This window comes from Streptomyces sp. LHD-70, from assembly GCF_031157275.1.
In the GTDB taxonomy this organism is placed as follows: Bacteria; Actinomycetota; Actinomycetes; order Streptomycetales; family Streptomycetaceae; genus Streptomyces.
This window is the reverse complement of sequence record NZ_JAVIFW010000022.1, coordinates 113,197-130,960: the sequence shown is the minus strand read 5'-3', so window position 1 is coordinate 130,960 and position 17,764 is coordinate 113,197. Positions and strand designations below refer to the sequence as shown.

Below are 17,764 nucleotides of genomic sequence, written 5' to 3'. Positions count from 1 at the left end.
ACCGGCCAACGCCTCCTCGCCCTCGCCACCGCCATCTGGCACAACTGGACCACCGGAGCCGCAATCAAACGATCCCTGATCGCCTACGACCACTGAGAACTTCGGACTCACACATCTAGAACCCCACGCCCGGGCCCTGCACCCAGGCCCTGCACCCAGGCCCTACGACCAGATCCTGCACGCACGTTCGCCCGTTCACGGGTTCGGTGCGGAACGGGGCCGTACGCGGCGCAGGCATGATCAAATCCGGGCATGATGCGCCAACTCGCCCTGAATCACGGAAAGTTACGCATTCATGTGCCGTGACTTGTCGAGCGGGCAGCAGTAATAACTCGTTTCAACCCCCACGAAAGTGAGGCACCTCACATGACTGCAACTGTCCTGCCTGCACAGGCACATCAGGACGCCCCTGATGTCTCCCGACGAAGATTCCTCACAGGAACAGGTTCCCTTCTGGGCGCCGCGGCCTTAGGTACCGGCGCCGTGCTCGGTGGCCCGCTGGGCGGCCGGGCCCTCGCCGCCGAACCGCGGCCCGCCGCACCCCGCGGCCTCCCGGACGGCGCCGCCGTGCCGGTGCTCGTCGTCGGCACCGGATACGGCGGTTCCGTCGCCGCGCTGCGGCTCGCCGAGGCCGGGATCGACGTGCACATGGCCGAGATGGGCCAGTCCTGGGACACCCCAGGGCCCGACGGCAACATCTTCGCCAACACCACCAAGCCGGACTACCGCTCGTTCTGGCTGCGCACCCGCACCAAGCAGCCGCTGAGCAGCTTCCTCGGCTTCCCCCTCGACAAGGACGTCCCCCTGCACACCGGCATCCTGGACGCCGAGGACTTCGCCGGGATCACCGTCTACCAGGGCCGGGGCGTCGGCGGCGGCTCCCTCGTCAACGGGGGCATGGCCGTCACGCCGCGCCGCGAGCACTTCCCGTCCGTGCTGCCGACCGTGGACGCGGACGAGATGTACGGCGTCTACTACCCGCGCGCCAACGCCGGGTTGGGCGTCGCCGACGTCGACCCCGACTGGTGGGAGTCCACGGACTGCTACCAGTACGCGCGCGTGGGCCGCAAGCACGCACAGCGCTCCGGCTTCCCCTTCGTGTTCGTGCCCAACGTCTACGACTGGGCGTACATGAAACAGGAGGCCACCGGCGCCGTGCCGAAGTCCGCGCTCGCCGGCGAGGTGCTGTACGGCAACAACCACGGCAAGAAGACCCTGCGCAAGACCTACCTCGCCCGCGCCGAGGCCACCGGGCGCGTCACCGTCTCACCGCTGCACCGCGTCACCGACGTCCGCCCCGCCGACGGCGGCGGCTACACCGTCACCCTCGACCGGCTCACCACCACCGGCACGGTCGCCGCGACCAAGACCGTCACCGCGGCCCGGGTGTTCTTCGCCGCAGGCAGCGTCGGCACCAGCAAACTCCTCACCCGCCTCAAGGCCACCGGGGCGCTGCCGCGGCTCAACTCCGAGACCGGCAGAGGCTGGGGCGACAACGGCAACGTCATGTGCGGCCGCGCCAACCACATGTGGGACGCGACCGGGAAGCTCCAGTCGGCCATGCCCACGGCGGGCATCGACAACTGGTCGGCGGGCGGCGCGTTCGCCGAGGTCGCGCCGCTGCCCACGGGCATCGAGACGTACGCCTCGTTCTATCTCTCCATCACCCGCACCCCGCACCGCGCCGCGTTCTCCTGGAACGCCGCCGCGAACCGCGTGGACCTCGACTGGCAGCGGTCCTGGAAGCAGACCTCCATCGACGCGGCGAAGACCATCTTCGACAAGATCAACGCCAAGGAGGGCACGATCTACCGCACCGACCTGTTCGGCGCGAACAAGGTCTGGGGCGACCACCTCACGTACCACCCGCTCGGCGGCGCCGTCCTCGACAAGGCCACCGACCACTACGGCCGTCTGCACGGGCACGCGGGCCTGTACGTCATCGACGGGGCGCTGATCCCCGGCTGCGCCACCGTCAACCCGTTCGTCACGATCACGGCGCTCGCCGAGCGCAACATCGAGCGGATCATCGCGGCCGATCTGCATCGCTGACCCGACCTCCCCGGCGCGATGCCTGCCGGGCCGCCAACTCCCCTCAGTGGCCCGGCAGTACGCACACCGCGTCGATGCCGAGCACGTGGTTGAGCCGCCCGAACGCCAGCCACGAGCCGACGCACATGCTCAACTCCACGATCTCCGCCTGGCTGTAGTGCGCCGTCATCCGGGACCAGAACTCCTCGTCCAGGCCGTGGTGATCGAGCGCGTACCGCTCCGCGTACTCGGCCGCGAGCCGGGTGCGGGCGTCGAAGGCGTCCGTGGTGCGCCACTCGGTGACCGCGTCGAGGAAGCCCTCCTCGACCTTCTCGCCGTCCCGGTCCGTGCGCCAGTCCAGGCAGAACAGGCAGCCGTTCACCTGCGCCACCCGCAGCCGGGCGGCCTCGAACTCGCGCAGCCCGAGCGTGGTGTGGGCGTACACCGCGAGCGAGAAGTCCGCGGCGGCGGTGCCGATGCCGGGCACCATCTCGCCCCAGACGTAGGAGATGGGTTCCTTGCCCTCGGGGATGTCGATCCTCATCGCTGCACCTCGGGGATGTCGATCCGCATCACTGCTTCCTTCCGATCCGGCCCGCCGCGGGACGCAGCGGGACGTCCAGGGCGTCGTACAGTCCCGGCTCGGCCTCCACCAGCCAGTCCACGGCGTTCACGAGCCGGCCCACCGCGGTGGCGTTGCCGCCCGCCGAGCGGTTCTCGCCCTCGTCGCTCGCCTCCACCGTCACCTCGATCCGGGGCCGGCCCTCCACGATCACGCGGTGCGCGCCGTCCCCGCCGCCCGGCACCGTGGGCCAGTCCGGCGCGCAGTCGGCGTGGATACGGGTGACGTGCTCGATGACGAGCAGCGGCTCGCCGTCGACCACCCCCTGCACCTCGAACCGCACCGCGCCCTGCGTGCCGGCGGCGAATTCGCCCATCGTGCGGGTCGTGACCGTCGTGTCGAGCGGGCGGCGCTCCAACGTCTCGCGGATCTCGTCGAGTTGGACGCCGAGCGCCCGCGCGAGCAGCCGCAGCTGCCCGCCCCACACCATCGTCGGTACGCCGGGGGCCAGCATCAGCGGCGCGTACTCCATGGGGTGCCCCATGCCGACCAGGTGCCGCACCGACTCCTCCTGGTCGTACGTCGAGTAGTCGAAGACCTCCTGGCAGCGCACCGCGTCGACGGTCGTGCCGAGCCCGCTCATGAGCAGCGGCAGCACGTCGTTGCCCCAGCCCGGGTCCACGCCCGAGGCGAACAGTGAGCCGCCGCCCTCGGCGACCGCCGCGAGCACCGGGTCCCGGAACTCGGGCGGCGCCCCGCGCCAGTCGTACAGCGGGTACAGGGCCGGGGTCACGACGACCGCCCCGGACCGCACCGCCCGCACCACGTCGGCGAGCGCCTCGTCCGGGCGCAGATCGCCGGAGGCGGCGTACACCACGGCGCGCGGCCGGGCCGCGAGTACCGCGTCCACATCGGTGGTGGCGGCGACCCCGAGCCGCCGTCCCACGTCGCCGAGTTCACCGGCGTCCCGCCCCGCCTTGCCCGGGTCGTGCACGAGCACCGCCGCGAGGTCGAGCCCCGGATGCGCGGCCACGGCCCGGATCGCGGCGCGTCCGACGTTGCCGGTTCCCCACACCACCGTCGCAATCATGCGCGGAGGGTAGCGGCGCGGGGCCGAGGTTCCCAGAGGCGTGCGCACGTTCACGGGGAGGCTTTCCCACCGGGTGCGTGCGGACGGTCCGACCCCGCCGACTGCCCCGCGCCGGGCGGACCCGTAGCCTGACCCGGCAGTTGACGGCAGTCGAAGGGGCAGACATGTGGGGTGGGCGCCGCAGGGGCGGTACGGGACCGGAGAGGCGGGCGGCGGTCGTGGGCTCCCGGGGGCACGGCAAGAGCACCCTGGTCCGGGCGTTGAGCGAGGTACTGCCCCAGGAGTACCGCCAACCGCCGCAGCCGCTCGGGCAGTTCGTCACCGCACGCGGCCCGTACCAGCTGCACGACTGCCTCGACCCCGACGACTTCCGGTCCCGACTCGCCGTCGGCGCCGGGCAGTTGAGCGGTGTGCTCCTCGTCGTATCCGCGCAGGACGGTCCGTTGCCCGAGACCCGGGAGTACCTGGCGGCGGCGCGGGCGGCGGGTGTGGCACGGATCGCCGTGTTCCTCGGTATGCGCGAGCTGGTCGACGACCCGGACATCGAGATGATGGTCGAGCTGGAGGTCCGCGAGCTGCTCGACGAGATGGAGTACCCCGGCGACCGCTGCCCGGTGGTGCAGGGCTCCGCCCTGCAGGCGATGCACCACGGCAGGTCCCGGAAGGGCCGCCGCGATCTCGTGCGTCTGGCGGAGGCCCTTGACGGCCACTTCGGCTGACACCCGCGGGCGGCCGGTCCGGTCGAGCAGCCGCAGGGCGGTTCAGTCCGTGTACTCGGGCGCGATCCGCTCCACAAGACGCAGCAGCGCCGCCCAGGCGAGGTCGTACGCGTCGTGGTCCTCGAAGTCGGAGCTCGCCTCGCCCTCCCCGGTGAGTTGCCGGGCGGTGTACTCCGCCACCTGGTCCGAGGGGATGATCAGCGGGGTTCCTCCGGCCTGGGCGGTGACCTGGATCTCGCAGGCCTTCTCCAGGTAGTACATGCGCAGGAACGCCTGCTTGGCGCTGTCGCCGACCGTCAGCAGGCCGTGGTTGCGCAGGATGAGCGCGGGGTGGCCACCGAGGTCGGCGACGAGGCGCTGCTGCTCGTCCAGGTTGAGGGCGACGCCCTCGTAGTCGTGGTATCCGACCCGGTTGTGGAACTCCATGGACATCTGGTTCACGGGCAGCAGGCCGCCCTGTTGCGCGGCGACGGCACAGCCCGCCTTGGTGTGCGTGTGCAGTACGCAGTGGGCATCGGTACGCGCCTTGTGGATCGCGCTGTGGATCACGAATCCGGCCGGGTTGACCGGGTGGGGCGTCGGCTCGACGGGGTTGCCGTCCAGGTCGATCTTGACCAGGTTCGAGGCGGTGATCTCCTCGAAGAGCAGCCCGTACGGGTTGATCAGGAAGTGGTTGTCCGGGCCCGGCAGCCGCTGCGAGATGTGCGTGAAGATCAGGTCGGTCATGCGGAAGTGCGCGACGAGCCGGTAGACGGCGGCGAGTTCGCGGCGCAGGCGCAGTTCCTCGGCGGCTGCGGCGTCGGCGTCGAGCGGGGCGGTGAGGGTCTCGGTCACGCGAGGGCTCCTTGTGCGGTGGCCGTGGCGTCGGGGGTCACGACCGGGGTGTGCGGGCGTCCGGTGGTCCACCAGGCGATGACGTTGCGCGCGGGTTCGGTGGCGTAGGCGCGCAGTGAGGCGTCCGTGAGGAAGGCGCTGTGCGGGGAGAGCAGCAGGCGCGGATGGCTGCGCAACCGGTCGTCGGCGGCGGGCGGTTCGGTGGGGAAGACATCGAGGGCGGCGCCGGCGAGGTGGCCGCTGTCGAGGGCTGCGAGCAGGGCGCCGGGGTCGATGAGGTCGCCTCGGGAGACGTTCACGAGGATGCTGCCGGGTCGCATACGAGCGAGCAGCGGGCCGTTCACCATGCCCTTGGTCTGCGGGGTGGAGGGCGTGTGCAGGGAGAGGACGTCGGCCTCGGCGATCAGCGTGGGCAGGTCGACGTGCTCGACGCCCGCGGTCCCGTCGGTGGCGTGCGGGTCGTAGGCCAGGACGCGGCCGAAGAGGGGTGCGGCGATCCGGGCCAAAGTACGGGCGATGCGGCCGAAGCCGACCAGGCCAAGGCTCAACTCGCTCGCGCGGCGCGGGAGTTCGGCGAAGTCCTCGCTCCAGCCGCCGCCCCGGACCAGCGCGTCGGCCTGCGGCAGGCGGCGGATGAGCGCGAGTGCCTGGGCGAGGGCGTGCACGGCGACGTCCTCGGTGGCCGAGTCCGGCAGGTTGGCCACCCACAGGCCGCGGCGGGCCGCCTCGGCGGTGTCGATCATGTCGTGCCCGGCGGACATGGTGGCGAGCATGCGCACCTTGGGCAGCCGGTCGAGGAGGGCGGCGTCGACGCGCGCGTAGCCGACGATGAGCGCGTCCGCGTCCTGCGCGGCCGCGGCGATCGCCGCCGGGTCCCGGCTGCCGGCGACCCGCACCTCCCAGCCGGCATCGGTGAGGAGCCGGACACCCGGTTCGGGGTCCAGCTCCTCGGTGTCGGTGATCACGACGACGGGTCGCGGCACACCATCCTCCAGGGTCATCAGAAATGATTTGTTCGACTTACGGGATAGGAACTTACGTTTCGACTGCCACACTTGTCCAGGCCGAACGAGACGGTCGCCCTGCGGGTGACCGACAATGAGCGGGCACCCGGCCGGTCCACGGCCGGGCCGAACCGAACGAACCACGGAGGGGAACAGCACGTGGATCTCGACGAGACCGACCTGGGCATCGTGCGCGAGCTGCAGTCCGACGGCCGCCTCACGTACGAGACGCTCGCGCAGCGCGTGGGCCTGTCCCGGCCCGCCGCCCGGATGCGCGTGCAGCGGCTCCAGGAGTCGGGCGCCGTTCGGGTCGTGGCGATCGTGCACCCGGCGGTGCGCAGCCTGTCGGCCTCCGCGCACCTGGCCATCGACACCGACGGCCCCGCGGGTCCCGTGGCCCGCGCGATCGCCGCCCTGCCCGAGGCCCCGTTCGTGACGCTGACCAGCGGCCGGCGCGCGATCATGACAGAGCTCCGCACCGCGGGCTTCGGTGCGCTCGACCGGACCGTCGAGCAGATCCGGGCGCTTCCGGGCGTGCGCGCGGTGGACGCCCTCGTGGCGACCCGGCACGTGAAGGACCCCTATCTCCTCACCGAGGAGCCGACCGTGAGCGCGCTCGACGCCGTGGACGAGCGGATCCTCGCCGAGCTGGAGGACGACGGCCGCCTGGCCTTCGCGGAGCTGGCCGCGCGCGTCGGCCTGTCGGCGGGCGCGACCCGCGCACGCACCCTGCGCCTGCTTGACGGCGGGGTCGCCAAGGTGGTGGCTCTGGTGCGCCCGGACGTGCTCGGCATGGGGTACTTGTGCGGGTTCAGCCTGCGGGTCGACGGCGGGGCGGCGGCCGTCGCGGAACGGGTCGCCGGCTTCGGACGCGTGACGTTCCTGTCGACCTGCCTGGGCCGCGCCGAGCTGGTCGGCACGATCACCGCGGAGTCGTTCGCCGCGGTGCGCGTCACGCTCGAGGACATGCGCGAGCTGCCCGCCGTACGCACGGTGGAGAGCTGGCTCCACCTCGAACTGATCAAGGAGCGCTACGACTTGGGGCCACGCACGGACTGACCACGGGTGACGGCACGGACCCGCCGTCCACCCCGCACAGCGCGGGCAGTCGATACGTAACCAAACCAGCGATTCGACTTCTACGCCTTCGCCACCGCCGCTGCGATCGTGTTCAACGACGTCTTCTTCCCCGCCGACATGCCGACGGCCGTCAAGACCATGGCCTCCTTCGCGACCTTCGCCATCGGCCTGCTCCCCACCTACGACCAGATCGGTGTGCTCGCGCCGATCCTCCTGATCGTGCTCCGCCTGATCAGGGCATCGCGATCGGCGGCGAGTGGGGCGGCGCCGTACTCATCGCCGTCGAGAACGCCCCCAAGGGCAAGGCCACCTTCTTCGGCTCGTTCGCCCAACTCGGCTCCTCCGTCGGCGCCTTGCTGTCGACCGGCATGTTCAGCCTCATGAACCTCTTCGGCGAGGAGGCCTTCAACTCCTGGGGCTGGCGCGTGCCCTTCCTCGCCTCCGCCGTGCTCGTGGTGATCGGCCTGGTGATCCGCACCAAGCTGGAGGACTCGCCGGTGATGGAGGAGATCCACGCCGAGCAGGACAAGAAGCAGGGCCAGAGCAAGATCAGCGGCCTTCCCGTCACCGAAGTGCTGCGCAAGGACTGGAAGACGGTCATGGTCGGAGTCTTCTCGCTGGCGACCGCGACCGGCGGCTACTACGTCGTGACCAGCTATCTGCTCGCGTACGGCACCGGCGACCAGCATCTGTCGGAGTCCATGCTGCTCAACGGCCTGACGCTCGCGGCGTTCCTGGAACTCGTCGTCACCCCGTTCCTCTCGCTCCTCGGCGACAGGATCGGCGCGCACCACGTGGTCGTCGGCGGCCTCGCCGGCGTCGCGCTGCTCTCGATACCGCAGTTCATGGCCCTGGAGACCGGCAGCGTCCTGCTGATCTACGCGATGATGCTCGCGATGCGGTTCGTGATGTCCGCGCTCTACGGGCCGATGGCGGCGATCCTCGCCGAAGGGTTCGCCCCGCACGTCCGCTACACCGGGATCTCCCTGACGTACCAGATCTGCAACCTGATCTTCGCGGGCTTCGCGCCGGTCACCGCCGCCTGGCTCTCGTCGCTCGCCGGTGGCGCGTACTGGCCGCCGGATGCCGGAAGGGGGAAGTCCTCAGCCCTTCCGGCATCCGGCATCCGGCATCCGGCATGCAAGAACGCGCAGGGATCAGGCGTCGGTCCGGGCGGCGAAGACCCGTTCCAGCAAGGCGTACAGCCTGTCCCGCTCCTGGTCGTCGAGGCGGCCCAGGCCGTCCTGGGTGGCGTGCATTTTCGACCGGATGGCGTCGGTGACCCGCTCACCCTCGGCGGTGAGGACGACGGTCTTCACGCGCCGGTCGTCCGGGGCCGTCTCGCGGCGCACCAGGCCGCGCTTCTCCAGCCGGTCGATGATTCCGGTCATGTTGGAGGCGTCGCAGGTCAGCGTGGTGGCGAGGGCGCGCATCGCGGCGGGGCCGCGGCGCAGCACGGTCAGCGCCTTGCCCTGGCTCGCGGTGAGGTTCTCGCTCGCCGCCGCGACCGTGAAATCGCCGTAGTAGACGCCGAGCGACACCGAGAGCAGCTCCATGAGCTGGGCGGTGTCGACGCGGGCGGGTCCTGTCATGGCAGCCAACCTACCCAGGAAACTTGACGATCTCAAGTATTCGTATCTACCGTCTCCTCTCGTCACCATTACCTGAAGTTCTCAAGTATCAAGGTAGTCAAGTACCTGCGAGGAGCACCCCGTGACCGTCACCGCCTCCCCCGCCTCATCTCCCGTGTCCCGCGCTGCCGAGATCCTGTCCCGGCCCGTCGCGCTGAACGGACTGACCGTCCCGAACCGCATCGTGATGGCGCCGATGACCCGCATGTTCTCCCCGGGCGGCGTCCCCGGTGAGGACGTCCGGTCGTACTACGCCCGCCGCGCCGCCGCCGGTGTCGGCCTGATCGTCACCGAGGGGACGTACGTCGGGCACGAGTCGGCCGGGCAGAGCGACCGGGTGCCGCGGTTCCACGGCGAGGAGCAGCTCGCGGGGTGGGCGAAGGTCGCGGAGGACGTGCACGCGGCGGGCGGCACGATCGTGCCGCAGCTGTGGCACATCGGCATGGTCCGCAACCAGGGCGACGCGCCCTACCCCGACGCCCCCGCCGTCGGCCCCTCCGGCATCCGCGTCGACGGCACCGAGGGCGGCGGCAAGGCGATGACGCGGCAGGACCTGGACGACGTGATCGGCGCCTTCGCCGCGGCCGCCGCGGACGCCGAGCGCATCGGCTTCGACGGCGTCGAACTGCACGGCGCGCACGGCTACCTCCTCGACCAGTTCCTGTGGGCGGGCACGAACCGCCGTACCGACGCCTACGGCGGCGACGCCGTGGCCCGTACCAGGTTCGCGGCCGAGATCGTGGCCGCGGTCCGCGAGGCCGTCTCGCCCGAGTTCCCGGTGCTCTTCCGCTACTCGCAGTGGAAGCAGGAGGCGTACGACGCCCGGCTCGCCGAGACCCCCCAGGAGCTGGAGGCGATCCTGGCCCCGCTCGCCGCGGCCGGCGTCGACGCCTTCCATGCCTCCACCCGCCGCTACTGGCTGCCGGAGTTCGAGGACTCGGATCTCAACCTGGCGGGCTGGACGAAGAAGCTCACCGGCAAGCCCACGATCACCGTCGGCTCGGTCGGCCTCGACGGCGACTTCATCCGCGCGTTCGCCGGCCAGGGCGCCCCGCTCCAGGGCATCGACAACCTCCTCGACCGCCTGGAGCGCGACGAGTTCGACCTGGTCGCCGTGGGCCGCGCGCTGCTCCAGGACCCCGAGTGGGCGGCGAAGGTCCTCGGGGACCGGTCCGAGGACCTGAGGCCGTACGACGCCGCTGCGCTGAAGACGCTGAGCTAGGCCCCACGTTTCGCTGTTTCGCTGGTGGCGGTCTGGTCGTACCGGACGGCGGACGGCCAGGCCGCGCCCGTGCTCGGCCTGGCCGCAGCGGCGGCGGGGCCGCGAGGTGCGTGATGCTCCGGCTCGACGGAGTGTGGGAGGCATGCGGAGCAAGCGCGGCAGCAAGAGCAAGGAGACGCGAGAAGGCCGGGCGGAGAGCGGAAGGCGGGATGTGGAGGAGCTCCTGGACGAGCTCTACGTGACCCCGCCGCCCGACTTCGTGGCCCGTCGGGGCGAGCTGGCCGCAGCGGCGAAGGCGGACGGCCGCCCGGAGGACGCCCGCGTGATCCGTGCCGCCCGCCGCCCGACGCTCGCGGGCTGGGCGGCGAACCTCCTGCTGCGCTCGGAGCCGGCCGACTGCGAGCGGTTCCTGGCCCTCGGCCAGGCCTTGCGCGAGGCGTATCGCTCGCTGGACGCCGACGAGATCAAGCAGCTGTCCGGCCGCCGGAGCAGCGTCGTCGCGGCCATGTCCCGGCAGGCCGTCTCGCTCGCCGGGGAGGCCGGCCACCCCTTGTCGGACGGGGCACAGCAGGACGTCGTATCCACGCTGCGGGCGGTGCTCGCCGACCAGGAGTCGGCGGACCGGTGGGCGGCGGGTCGCCTGGAGAGCGCGCTCACGCCGCCCTCGGACTTCCCATCGAGCGGCGCTACGGGCACGACGGGCGCTGCCGCGCCGCGGGAGCAGCAGCCGGGGCCGAAGCAGCGGACTCGGAGGTCCGCACGGTCGACTCCAGGGGCCGCGCCCGTGCGGGACGAACTCGCCGAGCGGCGCCGGCGCCGGGAGCAGGAGCAGCACGAGGCCGCCCGTAAGGCAGCCGAGGATGCCGCCGCCGAGGCCGATCAGGCCCTTGCGCGGCAGCGCGCCGACGAGCAGGACGCGGACGCCGTACTGGAGCAGGCTCGCGACCGCCACACCCGGGCCCGTGAGCAAGTGTCCGAGGCGGAGCGGCAGTTGGAGGCCGCTCGCGAGGCGCTGGAACGGGCCGAGCGGGCCCAGCGGAACGCCGAGGAGCGGGCCCAGGCATCGGCCGACGCCGCCGCCCGGGCCGAGCGGGATGCGCGGCGGGCGGCGGCGGAGGCGGAACGTCTGCGTGAGTAGACATTCCGGCGTGGACCGGGCGAACTCGTCGGCCCTGGTCCGCTGGCCCGCTGGCCCCCTGTCCCCCTGGCCCCCTGGCCCGGTCAGTGCCTGCCGTGGGCGCTGTCCGATGCCCCGCCGAACAGGCGGGCGAGCGCGCGGAAAGGCAGGGTGACGACGGTGGCGATGGCTCCGCCGATGGCCCGGAGCACATCGGCAATGGCGGTCAGCATGGGTCCTCCTCTGCGGGTCCCACTCTTCGGACATCCCGTTCCGGGAACGATGTGAGCGGGTTCGCCTCGTCGGTCACGCTGTCGAGTCCCCGTGGGCGGCGAGGCCAAACCGTGAGGGCCCGACCCCGCGCACGCCCATAGGGACCCGGGTAGCCGGAATGCCGCCGGTTCAGTCCTTGATCTCGCAGATCGCGGCGCCGGAGGTGAGGGAGTTGCCGACCTCCGCGGTCAGGCCCTTGACGGTGCCGGACCTGTGGGCGTTGAGGGGCTGTTCCATCTTCATGGCCTCCAGGACGACGACGAGGTCGCCCTCCTTGACCTGCTGGCCCTCCTCCACGGCGACCTTGACGATCGTGCCCTGCATCGGGGACGCCAGGGTGTCGCCGGACGCGGCCGGACCGGACTTCTTCGCCGCCCGGCGCTTGGGCTTCGCACCCGCGGCCAGACCCGTACGCGCCAGCGACATGCCGAGCGAGGAGGGCAGCGAGACCTCCAGGCGCTTGCCGCCGACCTCGACGACGACGGTCTCACGGCCCGTCTCGTCCTCCTCCGCCTCGGCAGGACCGGCGGCGAAGGGCTTGATCTCGTTGACGAACTCGGTCTCGATCCAGCGGGTGTGGACCTTGAACGGCTCGGTGGAACCGCCCAGTTCGGGCCCGAACGCCTCATCCACGACCACCGCCCGGTGGAACGGGATCGCGGTGGCCATGCCCTCGACGTGGAACTCCGCGAGCGCACGCGCCGCGCGCTGCAGCGCCTGCTGGCGGCTCGCGCCGGTCACGATCAGCTTGGCCAGGAGGGAGTCCCAGGCCGGGCCGATCACCGAGCCGGACTCGACGCCCGCGTCCAGACGCACACCCGGACCGGTCGGCGGGGCGAACAGGGTCACGGTGCCGGGCGCGGGCAGGAAGCCCCGGCCCGGGTCCTCGCCGTTGATACGGAACTCGAAGCTGTGGCCGCGGATCTCGGGGTCGCCGTAGCCGAGCTCCTCGCCGTCGGCGATCCGGAACATCTCCCGCACGAGGTCGATGCCGGTGACCTCCTCGGTGACCGGGTGCTCGACCTGCAGACGGGTGTTGACCTCAAGGAAGGAGATCGTGCCGTCCAGGCCCACCAGGAACTCCACGGTGCCCGCACCGACGTACCCGGCCTCCTTCAGGATCGCCTTCGACGCCGCGTACAGCTCCGCGTTCTGCTCCTTGCTCAGGAACGGCGCCGGGGCCTCCTCGACCAGCTTCTGGTGGCGGCGCTGCAGCGAGCAGTCACGGGTCGAGACGACGACGACGTTGCCGTGGCTGTCGGCCAGGCACTGCGTCTCGACGTGGCGCGGCTTGTCCAGGTAGCGCTCGACGAAGCACTCGCCCCGGCCGAACGCGGCGACGGCCTCACGCACCGCCGAGTCGTACAGCTCCGGCACCTCCTCCAGCGTGCGGGCCACCTTCAGACCACGACCGCCACCACCGAAGGCAGCCTTGATCGCGATCGGCAGACCGTGCTCCTCGGCGAACGCCACCACCTCATCGGCGCCGCTCACCGGGTCCGGCGTGCCTGCCACGAGCGGGGCACCGGCGCGCTGGGCGATGTGCCGGGCGGCGACCTTGTCGCCCAGGTCGCGGATCGCGTGCGGCGGCGGGCCGATCCAGATCAGGCCCGCGTCGAGAACCGCCTGCGCGAACTCCGCGTTCTCGGAGAGGAACCCGTACCCGGGGTGGACCGCGTCCGCACCCGAATCCTTCGCCGCGGCCAGCACCTTGGCCATGTCCAGATAACTGGTGGCCGGGGTGTCACCGCCCAGGGCGAACGCCTCATCGGCCGCACGGACATGCAGGGCGTCCCGGTCCGGATCGGCGTAGACGGCCACACTCGCGATCCCAGCATCCCGGCACGCCCGGGCCACGCGGACAGCGATTTCGCCACGGTTGGCGATGAGCACCTTGGTCAGCATGCCGACTCCGTTGCGTCCTCGACGATGGCGGTGGCGACGCCGGGACAGGCCGTCACCACGCGCGGCCCGGAGGGCGCCGACCAGGCACCTATGTCTGCGCGTTGTCGCAGGGCGTTCATGCTCGCTCCGATCGGAATGTTCACTGGGGCAGGGCGGAGGTGCGCCAGCCGACGGCGCCGTAGCCCTGGGGCGTACGCAGGAGGAGTCGAGGCGAGGCCCACGTGCGCGGGCGGCTGGGCGCCGGTGCGGGCTCCGCCGTGTGGACGGCGCGCAGCAGGGCCACCACGGCGGCCAATTCCTCCGGGGTCGGGTTGCCCCGTACGACCTTGATCATCGGTCCTCCTACAGGCCTACAGGGGGATGTTGCCGTGCTTCTTCGGCGGCAGGGACTCGCGCTTGGAGCGCAGGGTGCGCAGTCCGCGGACGACCTGGCGGCGGGTCTCCGACGGCATCACGACCGCGTCGATGTAGCCGCGCTCGGCCGCCGTGTACGGATTCAGGAGCGTGTCCTCGTACTCCTGGATCAGCCGGGTACGGACGTCCTCGCGCTCCGACTCGTCCGCCGCGGCGATCGTGCGGCGGTGCAGGATGTTCACCGCGCCCTGCGCGCCCATCACCGCGATCTGCGCGGTCGGCCAGGCCAGATTCAGATCGGCGCCCAGGTGCTTGGAGCCCATCACGTCGTACGCCCCGCCGAACGCCTTGCGCGTGATGATCGTGATCAGCGGGACCGTCGCCTCCGCGTACGCGTAGATCAGCTTCGCGCCGCGCCGGATGATCCCGGTGTGCTCCTGCTCGACACCCGGCAGGAACCCGGGAACATCCACGAACGTCAGCACCGGCACATTGAACGCATCGCAGGTCCGCACGAAACGCGCCGCCTTCTCCGAGGCGTCGATGTCCAGACAGCCCGCGAACTGCATCGGCTGATTCGCCACCACACCCACCGGATGGCCCTCGACCCGGCCGAAACCGGTCACGATGTTCGGCGCGAACAGCGCCTGCGTCTCGAAGAACTCCTGATCGTCCAGGACATGTTCGATCACCGTGTGCATGTCGTACGGCTGGTTCGCGCTGTCCGGGATCAGCGTGTCCAGCTCACGGTCCTCGTCACTCGTCTCCAGATCCGCCTCCTCCGGGAAGGCCGGCGGCTCGGAGAGATTGTTCGACGGCAGATACGACAGCAGCGACTTGACGTACTCGATCGCGTCCTTCTCGTCCCCGGCCATGTGATGCGCCACGCCCGAAGCCGAGTTGTGCGTACGGGCCCCGCCCAGCTCCTCGAAGCCGACATCCTCACCCGTGACCGTCTTGATCACATCCGGGCCGGTGATGAACATGTGGCTGGTCTGGTCGACCATCACCGTGAAGTCCGTGATCGCCGGGGAGTAGACCGCACCGCCCGCGCACGGGCCCACGACCAGACTGATCTGCGGAATCACACCCGACGCATGCGTGTTGCGGCGGAAGATCTCCCCGTACATCCCCAGGGCCATCACACCCTCCTGGATACGGGCACCACCGGAGTCGTTGATACCGACCACCGGACAGCCCGTCTTCAGGGCGAAGTCCATCACCTTCATGATCTTCTGCCCGAAGACCTCACCGAGGGCCCCGCCGAACACCGTGAAATCCTGCGAGAACACCGCCACCGGACGACCGTCCACCGTCCCGTAACCGGTCACCACACCGTCGCCGTACGGCTTGTTCGCGTCCAGGCCGAAGGAGGTCGAACGGTGCCGCGCGAACTCGTCCAGCTCCACGAACGAACCCTCGTCCAGAAGCAGTTCGATCCGCTCACGCGCCGTCAACTTGCCCTTGGCGTGCTGTTTCTCCACCGCCCGCGCCGAACCGGCGTGCGTCGCCTCCTCGATACGGCGCTGCAGATCCGCGATCTTGCCTGCGGTCGTGTGGATGTCGATGGCAGTCACTGGTTTTCCACTCCGTTGACCTGTCAGAAGGGGGCACGGCGACGCTGCGTCGGCAGGTCGAAGCAACACTCAGACACAGTACTGAATACCCTTGAGACGGTACTCAGTACCGTTCATGATGGCAAGTGGCCTTCGACCACCGGGGCGGGAAAGGATGTCCGACCATGAGCAGACCTTCGGCAGCGATCAGGCTCGCGGACGCGGCGTTCGCCCTGTTCGACGAGCGTGGTTACGAGCAGACGACCGTTGATGACATCGCCGAGCGGGCCGGGCTTGGGCGTACCACGTTCTTCCGGCACTACCGGTCCAAGGAAGCGGTGATCTTCCCTGACCACGATCGGCTGCTCGAACTGATCAGGGACCGCCTGGCGACCTCAAGTCACAGCACGGCCCTGGTCGCCGTTTCGGACGCTGTCCGACTGGTGCTGCTGCACTACATCGACGAAGGCGAGCTCGCGCGCAGGCGGTACGCCCTGACCAGCAAAGTGGCCACGCTCCGGGACCGGGAAATCGCCAGTGTGGCGCGCTACCAGCGGCTGTTCCGTGAGTTCATCGCGGACTGGATGGGCGACCCCACGGAGGCGGCATCCCTGAGGGCCGAACTCATGGCGGCGTCCGTCGCCGCCGCCCACAACCACGTGCTGCGCCGTTGGCTCAGGGGGGACTCCGCCGACCCTGTCGCAGAAGTCGACGAGGCGATGCGTGAGGTGCTCAGACTGTTCCCCACACCCGACGCCCCCTCGGCCGAAGACCAACAAGGCTCCACCGTCGTGGCGTTCAGAACGGGACAAGACCTCGACGCGCTGCTTCCCACGCTACGGCGCCTCGTCGAGGACGGATAGAAGGGCCCACTCCGGCGGGGGTGCAGAACTCGTCTCCGTTGAGGATCCGCACCCATCGTCGGCCACCGGTCAGCGGTCAGCGGTCAGCAAGCAGCGGTCAGCAAGCAGCGAGCAGCGGTCAGTCCAGGGAGCAGGTGTTCACCACATCGCCGGTGGCGGGGCGTTCGACGGTGCCGTCGGCGGGCGGAGCCTCGCCGTGTTCGACCCAGGCGGTGAGTGCGCCGAGGGCGCTCCGGTAGCAGGGCAGCATGGGCCGCAGCCGTTCCGGGTGTGTGTCGTAGAGGCTGTCCACGTGGGTGCCGTCCTCGACCGTGTAGTAGCGGTGCAACCGGTCCCGGTTCTGTTCGGCGACCATGTCCGTGTACACGTCGGAGTCGGTGGCGATCGGGAGCAGTGCGTCCAGGTCTCCGTGCAGGGTGAGCATCGGCCTGCCGATCCGGCCCGTCAGCGCGATCCGCTCCACGGCCCGGTGCACGGACGCCGGCCGGTCCGCGTAGTCGTACGCGGCGTCCGAAGCGCAGGGCGCCAGGATCTCCTCGGGCGTCGTGCCGGCCGAGGGTCCCGGGCAGGCACGGTCGTAGCCGGGGTCGAGTTCGGCTCGGTACGTCTTCTGCGTGAAGCCCCAGTAGGCCTTCTCGTGGTAGGGCCACAGGAACTCGCTGCCGCGCGCGTAGCCCACGCGGTACATGTCGTCATCCGTGGCCTGACCCTCCTGCCGGGCCACGGCGGTGGGCAGTTGGCGCAGAATGTTGGCACCCCGGGCGGTCCACAGGGTGCCCTCCCAGTCCACTCCGCCGTCGTACAGCTCGGGGTGGTTCTCCAACTGCCAGCGGGTCAGGTAGCCGCCGTTGGAGATGCCGGTCATGTAGGTGCGGCGCGGGGCCTTGCCGTAGGCCTGCGCGACCACCGACTTCGCGGCCCTGGTGAGCTGCGTGGTGCGCCGGTTCCACTCCACGATCGCGTCGCCGGGCCGGGTCCCGTCGGTGTAGAAGTCCGGCCCGCTGTTGCCCTTGTCGGTGGCGGCGAACGCGTAGCCCTGGGCGAGGACCCAGTCGGAGATGAGGGAGTCGAGGGAGTACTGCTTCCGCACCCCCGGGGCACCGGTGACGATCAGGCCGCCGTTCCAGTTCTCGGGCAGCCGGATCACGAACTGGGAGTCGTGGTTCCAGCCGTGCGTGGCGTTCAGGCGCGAGGTGTCGGGAAAGTAGCCGTCCACCTGGACGCCCGGCACGCCGGAGGGGTTCTTCGTGTCCTTGGCCTGCAGCGATATCCAGTCCGACCGGTCGGTGTAGCGGGTGCCGGTGAGCGCGGACGTGGTCAGATCGGGCAGACACGCCGAGGTCTGGTGCTGTGCCCCCGGCACCCGGACATCTCGCTGGCCTTCGCAGGTACGTGAGTGGCTCACCGGCTGCCCGGCGGGAGCGGAACTGGCGGAACTCACAGAACTCGCGGCCAGCAGCAGGACACTGGCCAGCACGGTGACGCCTGCTCTCAGACGCATGGGCTTCTCCCCTGGTGGGTCG

The 17,764-nt window shown here is 70.7% G+C and carries 17 protein-coding genes and 2 pseudogenes; 8 read left to right on the top strand and 11 right to left on the bottom strand.

The features are described 5' to 3' along the window. Together RCO28_RS32635 and RCO28_RS32630 are read left to right on the top strand one after the other, a co-directional pair. A pseudogene (locus RCO28_RS32635) lies at nucleotides 1–96 on the top strand (IS982 family transposase); the annotation flags it as partial. A gap of 270 nt (nucleotides 97–366) precedes the next feature. Next, on the top strand, nucleotides 367–2,052 hold the full coding sequence (locus RCO28_RS32630; protein ID WP_308944932.1) for a GMC oxidoreductase: 1,686 nt from the start codon (nucleotides 367–369) through the stop codon (nucleotides 2,050–2,052). Between the two features lie 43 nt (nucleotides 2,053–2,095). Here RCO28_RS32630 and RCO28_RS32625 read toward each other — a convergent pair whose 3' ends face one another. Beyond that, nucleotides 2,096–2,575, bottom strand: coding sequence for a carboxymuconolactone decarboxylase family protein (locus RCO28_RS32625; RefSeq protein ID WP_308944931.1), 480 nt, complete (start codon nucleotides 2,573–2,575; stop codon nucleotides 2,096–2,098). Nucleotides 2,576–2,603: 28 nt separating this feature from the next. Further along, entirely contained in the window at nucleotides 2,604–3,683 is a 1,080-nt protein-coding gene (locus tag RCO28_RS32620) for a dihydrodipicolinate reductase (RefSeq protein WP_308944930.1), read from the bottom strand. A gap of 164 nt (nucleotides 3,684–3,847) precedes the next feature. On the opposite strand from RCO28_RS32620, the gene RCO28_RS32615 reads away from it, so the two are divergent. Then, the gene (locus tag RCO28_RS32615) at nucleotides 3,848–4,402 is read left to right on the top strand and encodes a GTP-binding protein (RefSeq protein WP_308944929.1); all 555 of its coding nucleotides are present in this window, start codon (nucleotides 3,848–3,850) and stop codon (nucleotides 4,400–4,402) included. A 42-nt stretch (nucleotides 4,403–4,444) separates the two neighbouring features. On the opposite strand, the gene RCO28_RS32610 is transcribed toward RCO28_RS32615, so the two are convergent. Further along, nucleotides 4,445–5,236 (bottom strand): class II aldolase/adducin family protein, encoded by a 792-nt coding sequence (locus RCO28_RS32610; protein WP_308944928.1) that lies wholly within the window; start codon nucleotides 5,234–5,236, stop codon nucleotides 4,445–4,447. Continuing rightward, nucleotides 5,233–6,237 carry a C-terminal binding protein gene (locus tag RCO28_RS32605; RefSeq protein ID WP_308944927.1) on the bottom strand — a complete coding sequence of 335 codons (1,005 nt, stop codon included), beginning with the start codon at nucleotides 6,235–6,237 and terminating at the stop codon, nucleotides 5,233–5,235. The genes RCO28_RS32610 and RCO28_RS32605 overlap by 4 nt, the downstream gene beginning before the upstream one ends. Nucleotides 6,238–6,399: 162 nt before the next feature. Between RCO28_RS32605 and RCO28_RS32600 the strand changes: the two genes are divergently transcribed. Both RCO28_RS32600 and RCO28_RS32595 read left to right on the top strand, forming a co-directional pair. Further along, on the top strand, nucleotides 6,400–7,299 hold the full coding sequence (locus RCO28_RS32600) for an Lrp/AsnC family transcriptional regulator (protein ID WP_308944926.1): 900 nt from the start codon (nucleotides 6,400–6,402) through the stop codon (nucleotides 7,297–7,299). 260 nt (nucleotides 7,300–7,559) lie between these two features. Further along, nucleotides 7,560–8,327, top strand: a pseudogene (locus tag RCO28_RS32595) (MFS transporter); the annotation flags it as partial. Here RCO28_RS32595 and RCO28_RS32590 read toward each other — a convergent pair. Both RCO28_RS32590 and RCO28_RS32585 read right to left on the bottom strand, forming a co-directional pair. Continuing rightward, on the bottom strand, nucleotides 8,291–8,446 hold the full coding sequence (locus RCO28_RS32590; RefSeq protein ID WP_308944925.1) for a hypothetical protein: 156 nt from the start codon (nucleotides 8,444–8,446) through the stop codon (nucleotides 8,291–8,293). The pseudogene RCO28_RS32595 and the gene RCO28_RS32590 overlap by 37 nt on opposite strands. 31 nt (nucleotides 8,447–8,477) lie before the next feature. Beyond that, a complete protein-coding gene (locus RCO28_RS32585) occupies nucleotides 8,478–8,876 on the bottom strand; it encodes a MarR family transcriptional regulator (RefSeq protein ID WP_308944939.1) in 399 nt (132 codons plus the stop codon). Nucleotides 8,877–9,033: 157 nt separating this feature from the next. Between RCO28_RS32585 and RCO28_RS32580 the strand changes: the two genes are divergently transcribed. Then, nucleotides 9,034–10,173 carry an NADH:flavin oxidoreductase gene (locus RCO28_RS32580; protein ID WP_308944924.1) on the top strand — a complete coding sequence of 380 codons (1,140 nt, stop codon included), beginning with the start codon at nucleotides 9,034–9,036 and terminating at the stop codon, nucleotides 10,171–10,173. 142 nt (nucleotides 10,174–10,315) lie between these two features. Next, nucleotides 10,316–11,311 carry a hypothetical protein gene (locus RCO28_RS32575; protein WP_308944923.1) on the top strand — a complete coding sequence of 332 codons (996 nt, stop codon included), beginning with the start codon at nucleotides 10,316–10,318 and terminating at the stop codon, nucleotides 11,309–11,311. An 83-nt stretch (nucleotides 11,312–11,394) separates the two neighbouring features. Here RCO28_RS32575 and RCO28_RS32570 read toward each other — a convergent pair whose 3' ends face one another. The 4 genes from RCO28_RS32570 to RCO28_RS32555 form a co-directional block, all read right to left on the bottom strand. Continuing rightward, a complete protein-coding gene (locus RCO28_RS32570) occupies nucleotides 11,395–11,523 on the bottom strand; it encodes an LPFR motif small protein (protein WP_308944922.1) in 129 nt (42 codons plus the stop codon). Between the two features lie 169 nt (nucleotides 11,524–11,692). Further along, nucleotides 11,693–13,465, bottom strand: coding sequence for a biotin carboxylase N-terminal domain-containing protein (locus RCO28_RS32565; protein WP_308944938.1), 1,773 nt, complete (start codon nucleotides 13,463–13,465; stop codon nucleotides 11,693–11,695). Between the two features lie 142 nt (nucleotides 13,466–13,607). Beyond that, complete coding sequence (locus RCO28_RS32560; RefSeq protein WP_308944921.1) at nucleotides 13,608–13,802, bottom strand: acyl-CoA carboxylase subunit epsilon; 195 nt, start codon at nucleotides 13,800–13,802, stop codon at nucleotides 13,608–13,610. A gap of 16 nt (nucleotides 13,803–13,818) precedes the next feature. Further along, nucleotides 13,819–15,399: an acyl-CoA carboxylase subunit beta gene (locus RCO28_RS32555; RefSeq protein WP_308944920.1), complete on the bottom strand. Its 1,581-nt coding sequence runs from the start codon at nucleotides 15,397–15,399 to the stop codon at nucleotides 13,819–13,821. A gap of 164 nt (nucleotides 15,400–15,563) precedes the next feature. Here RCO28_RS32555 and RCO28_RS32550 point away from each other — a divergent pair, with 164 nt between their 5' ends. Then, a complete protein-coding gene (locus RCO28_RS32550) occupies nucleotides 15,564–16,241 on the top strand; it encodes a TetR family transcriptional regulator (protein WP_308944919.1) in 678 nt (225 codons plus the stop codon). A gap of 118 nt (nucleotides 16,242–16,359) precedes the next feature. Here RCO28_RS32550 and RCO28_RS32545 read toward each other — a convergent pair whose 3' ends face one another. After that, the gene (locus RCO28_RS32545) at nucleotides 16,360–17,742 is read right to left on the bottom strand and encodes a tannase/feruloyl esterase family alpha/beta hydrolase (RefSeq protein WP_308944918.1); all 1,383 of its coding nucleotides are present in this window, start codon (nucleotides 17,740–17,742) and stop codon (nucleotides 16,360–16,362) included. Between the last annotated feature and the right edge of the window lie 22 nt (nucleotides 17,743–17,764).

Excerpts from the sequence above, each read along its gene's own strand:
- RCO28_RS32570 (WP_308944922.1), bottom strand. The coding sequence starts at position 11,523 with ATGCTGACCGCCATTGCCGATGTGCTCCGGGCCATCGGCGGAGCCATC.
- RCO28_RS32630 (WP_308944932.1), top strand. The coding sequence starts at position 367 with ATGACTGCAACTGTCCTGCCTGCACAGGCACATCAGGACGCCCCTGAT.
- RCO28_RS32605 (WP_308944927.1), bottom strand. The coding sequence starts at position 6,237 with ATGACCCTGGAGGATGGTGTGCCGCGACCCGTCGTCGTGATCACCGAC.
- RCO28_RS32560 (WP_308944921.1), bottom strand. The coding sequence starts at position 13,802 with ATGATCAAGGTCGTACGGGGCAACCCGACCCCGGAGGAATTGGCCGCC.
- RCO28_RS32620 (WP_308944930.1), bottom strand. The coding sequence starts at position 3,683 with ATGATTGCGACGGTGGTGTGGGGAACCGGCAACGTCGGACGCGCCGCG.
- RCO28_RS32575 (WP_308944923.1), top strand. The coding sequence starts at position 10,316 with ATGCGGAGCAAGCGCGGCAGCAAGAGCAAGGAGACGCGAGAAGGCCGG.
- RCO28_RS32585 (WP_308944939.1), bottom strand. The coding sequence starts at position 8,876 with ATGGAGCTGCTCTCGGTGTCGCTCGGCGTCTACTACGGCGATTTCACG.
- RCO28_RS32545 (WP_308944918.1), bottom strand. The coding sequence starts at position 17,742 with ATGCGTCTGAGAGCAGGCGTCACCGTGCTGGCCAGTGTCCTGCTGCTG.
- RCO28_RS32615 (WP_308944929.1), top strand. The coding sequence starts at position 3,848 with ATGTGGGGTGGGCGCCGCAGGGGCGGTACGGGACCGGAGAGGCGGGCG.
- RCO28_RS32625 (WP_308944931.1), bottom strand. The coding sequence starts at position 2,575 with ATGAGGATCGACATCCCCGAGGGCAAGGAACCCATCTCCTACGTCTGG.
- RCO28_RS32590 (WP_308944925.1), bottom strand. The coding sequence starts at position 8,446 with ATGCCGGATGCCGGAAGGGCTGAGGACTTCCCCCTTCCGGCATCCGGC.
- RCO28_RS32550 (WP_308944919.1), top strand. The coding sequence starts at position 15,564 with ATGAGCAGACCTTCGGCAGCGATCAGGCTCGCGGACGCGGCGTTCGCC.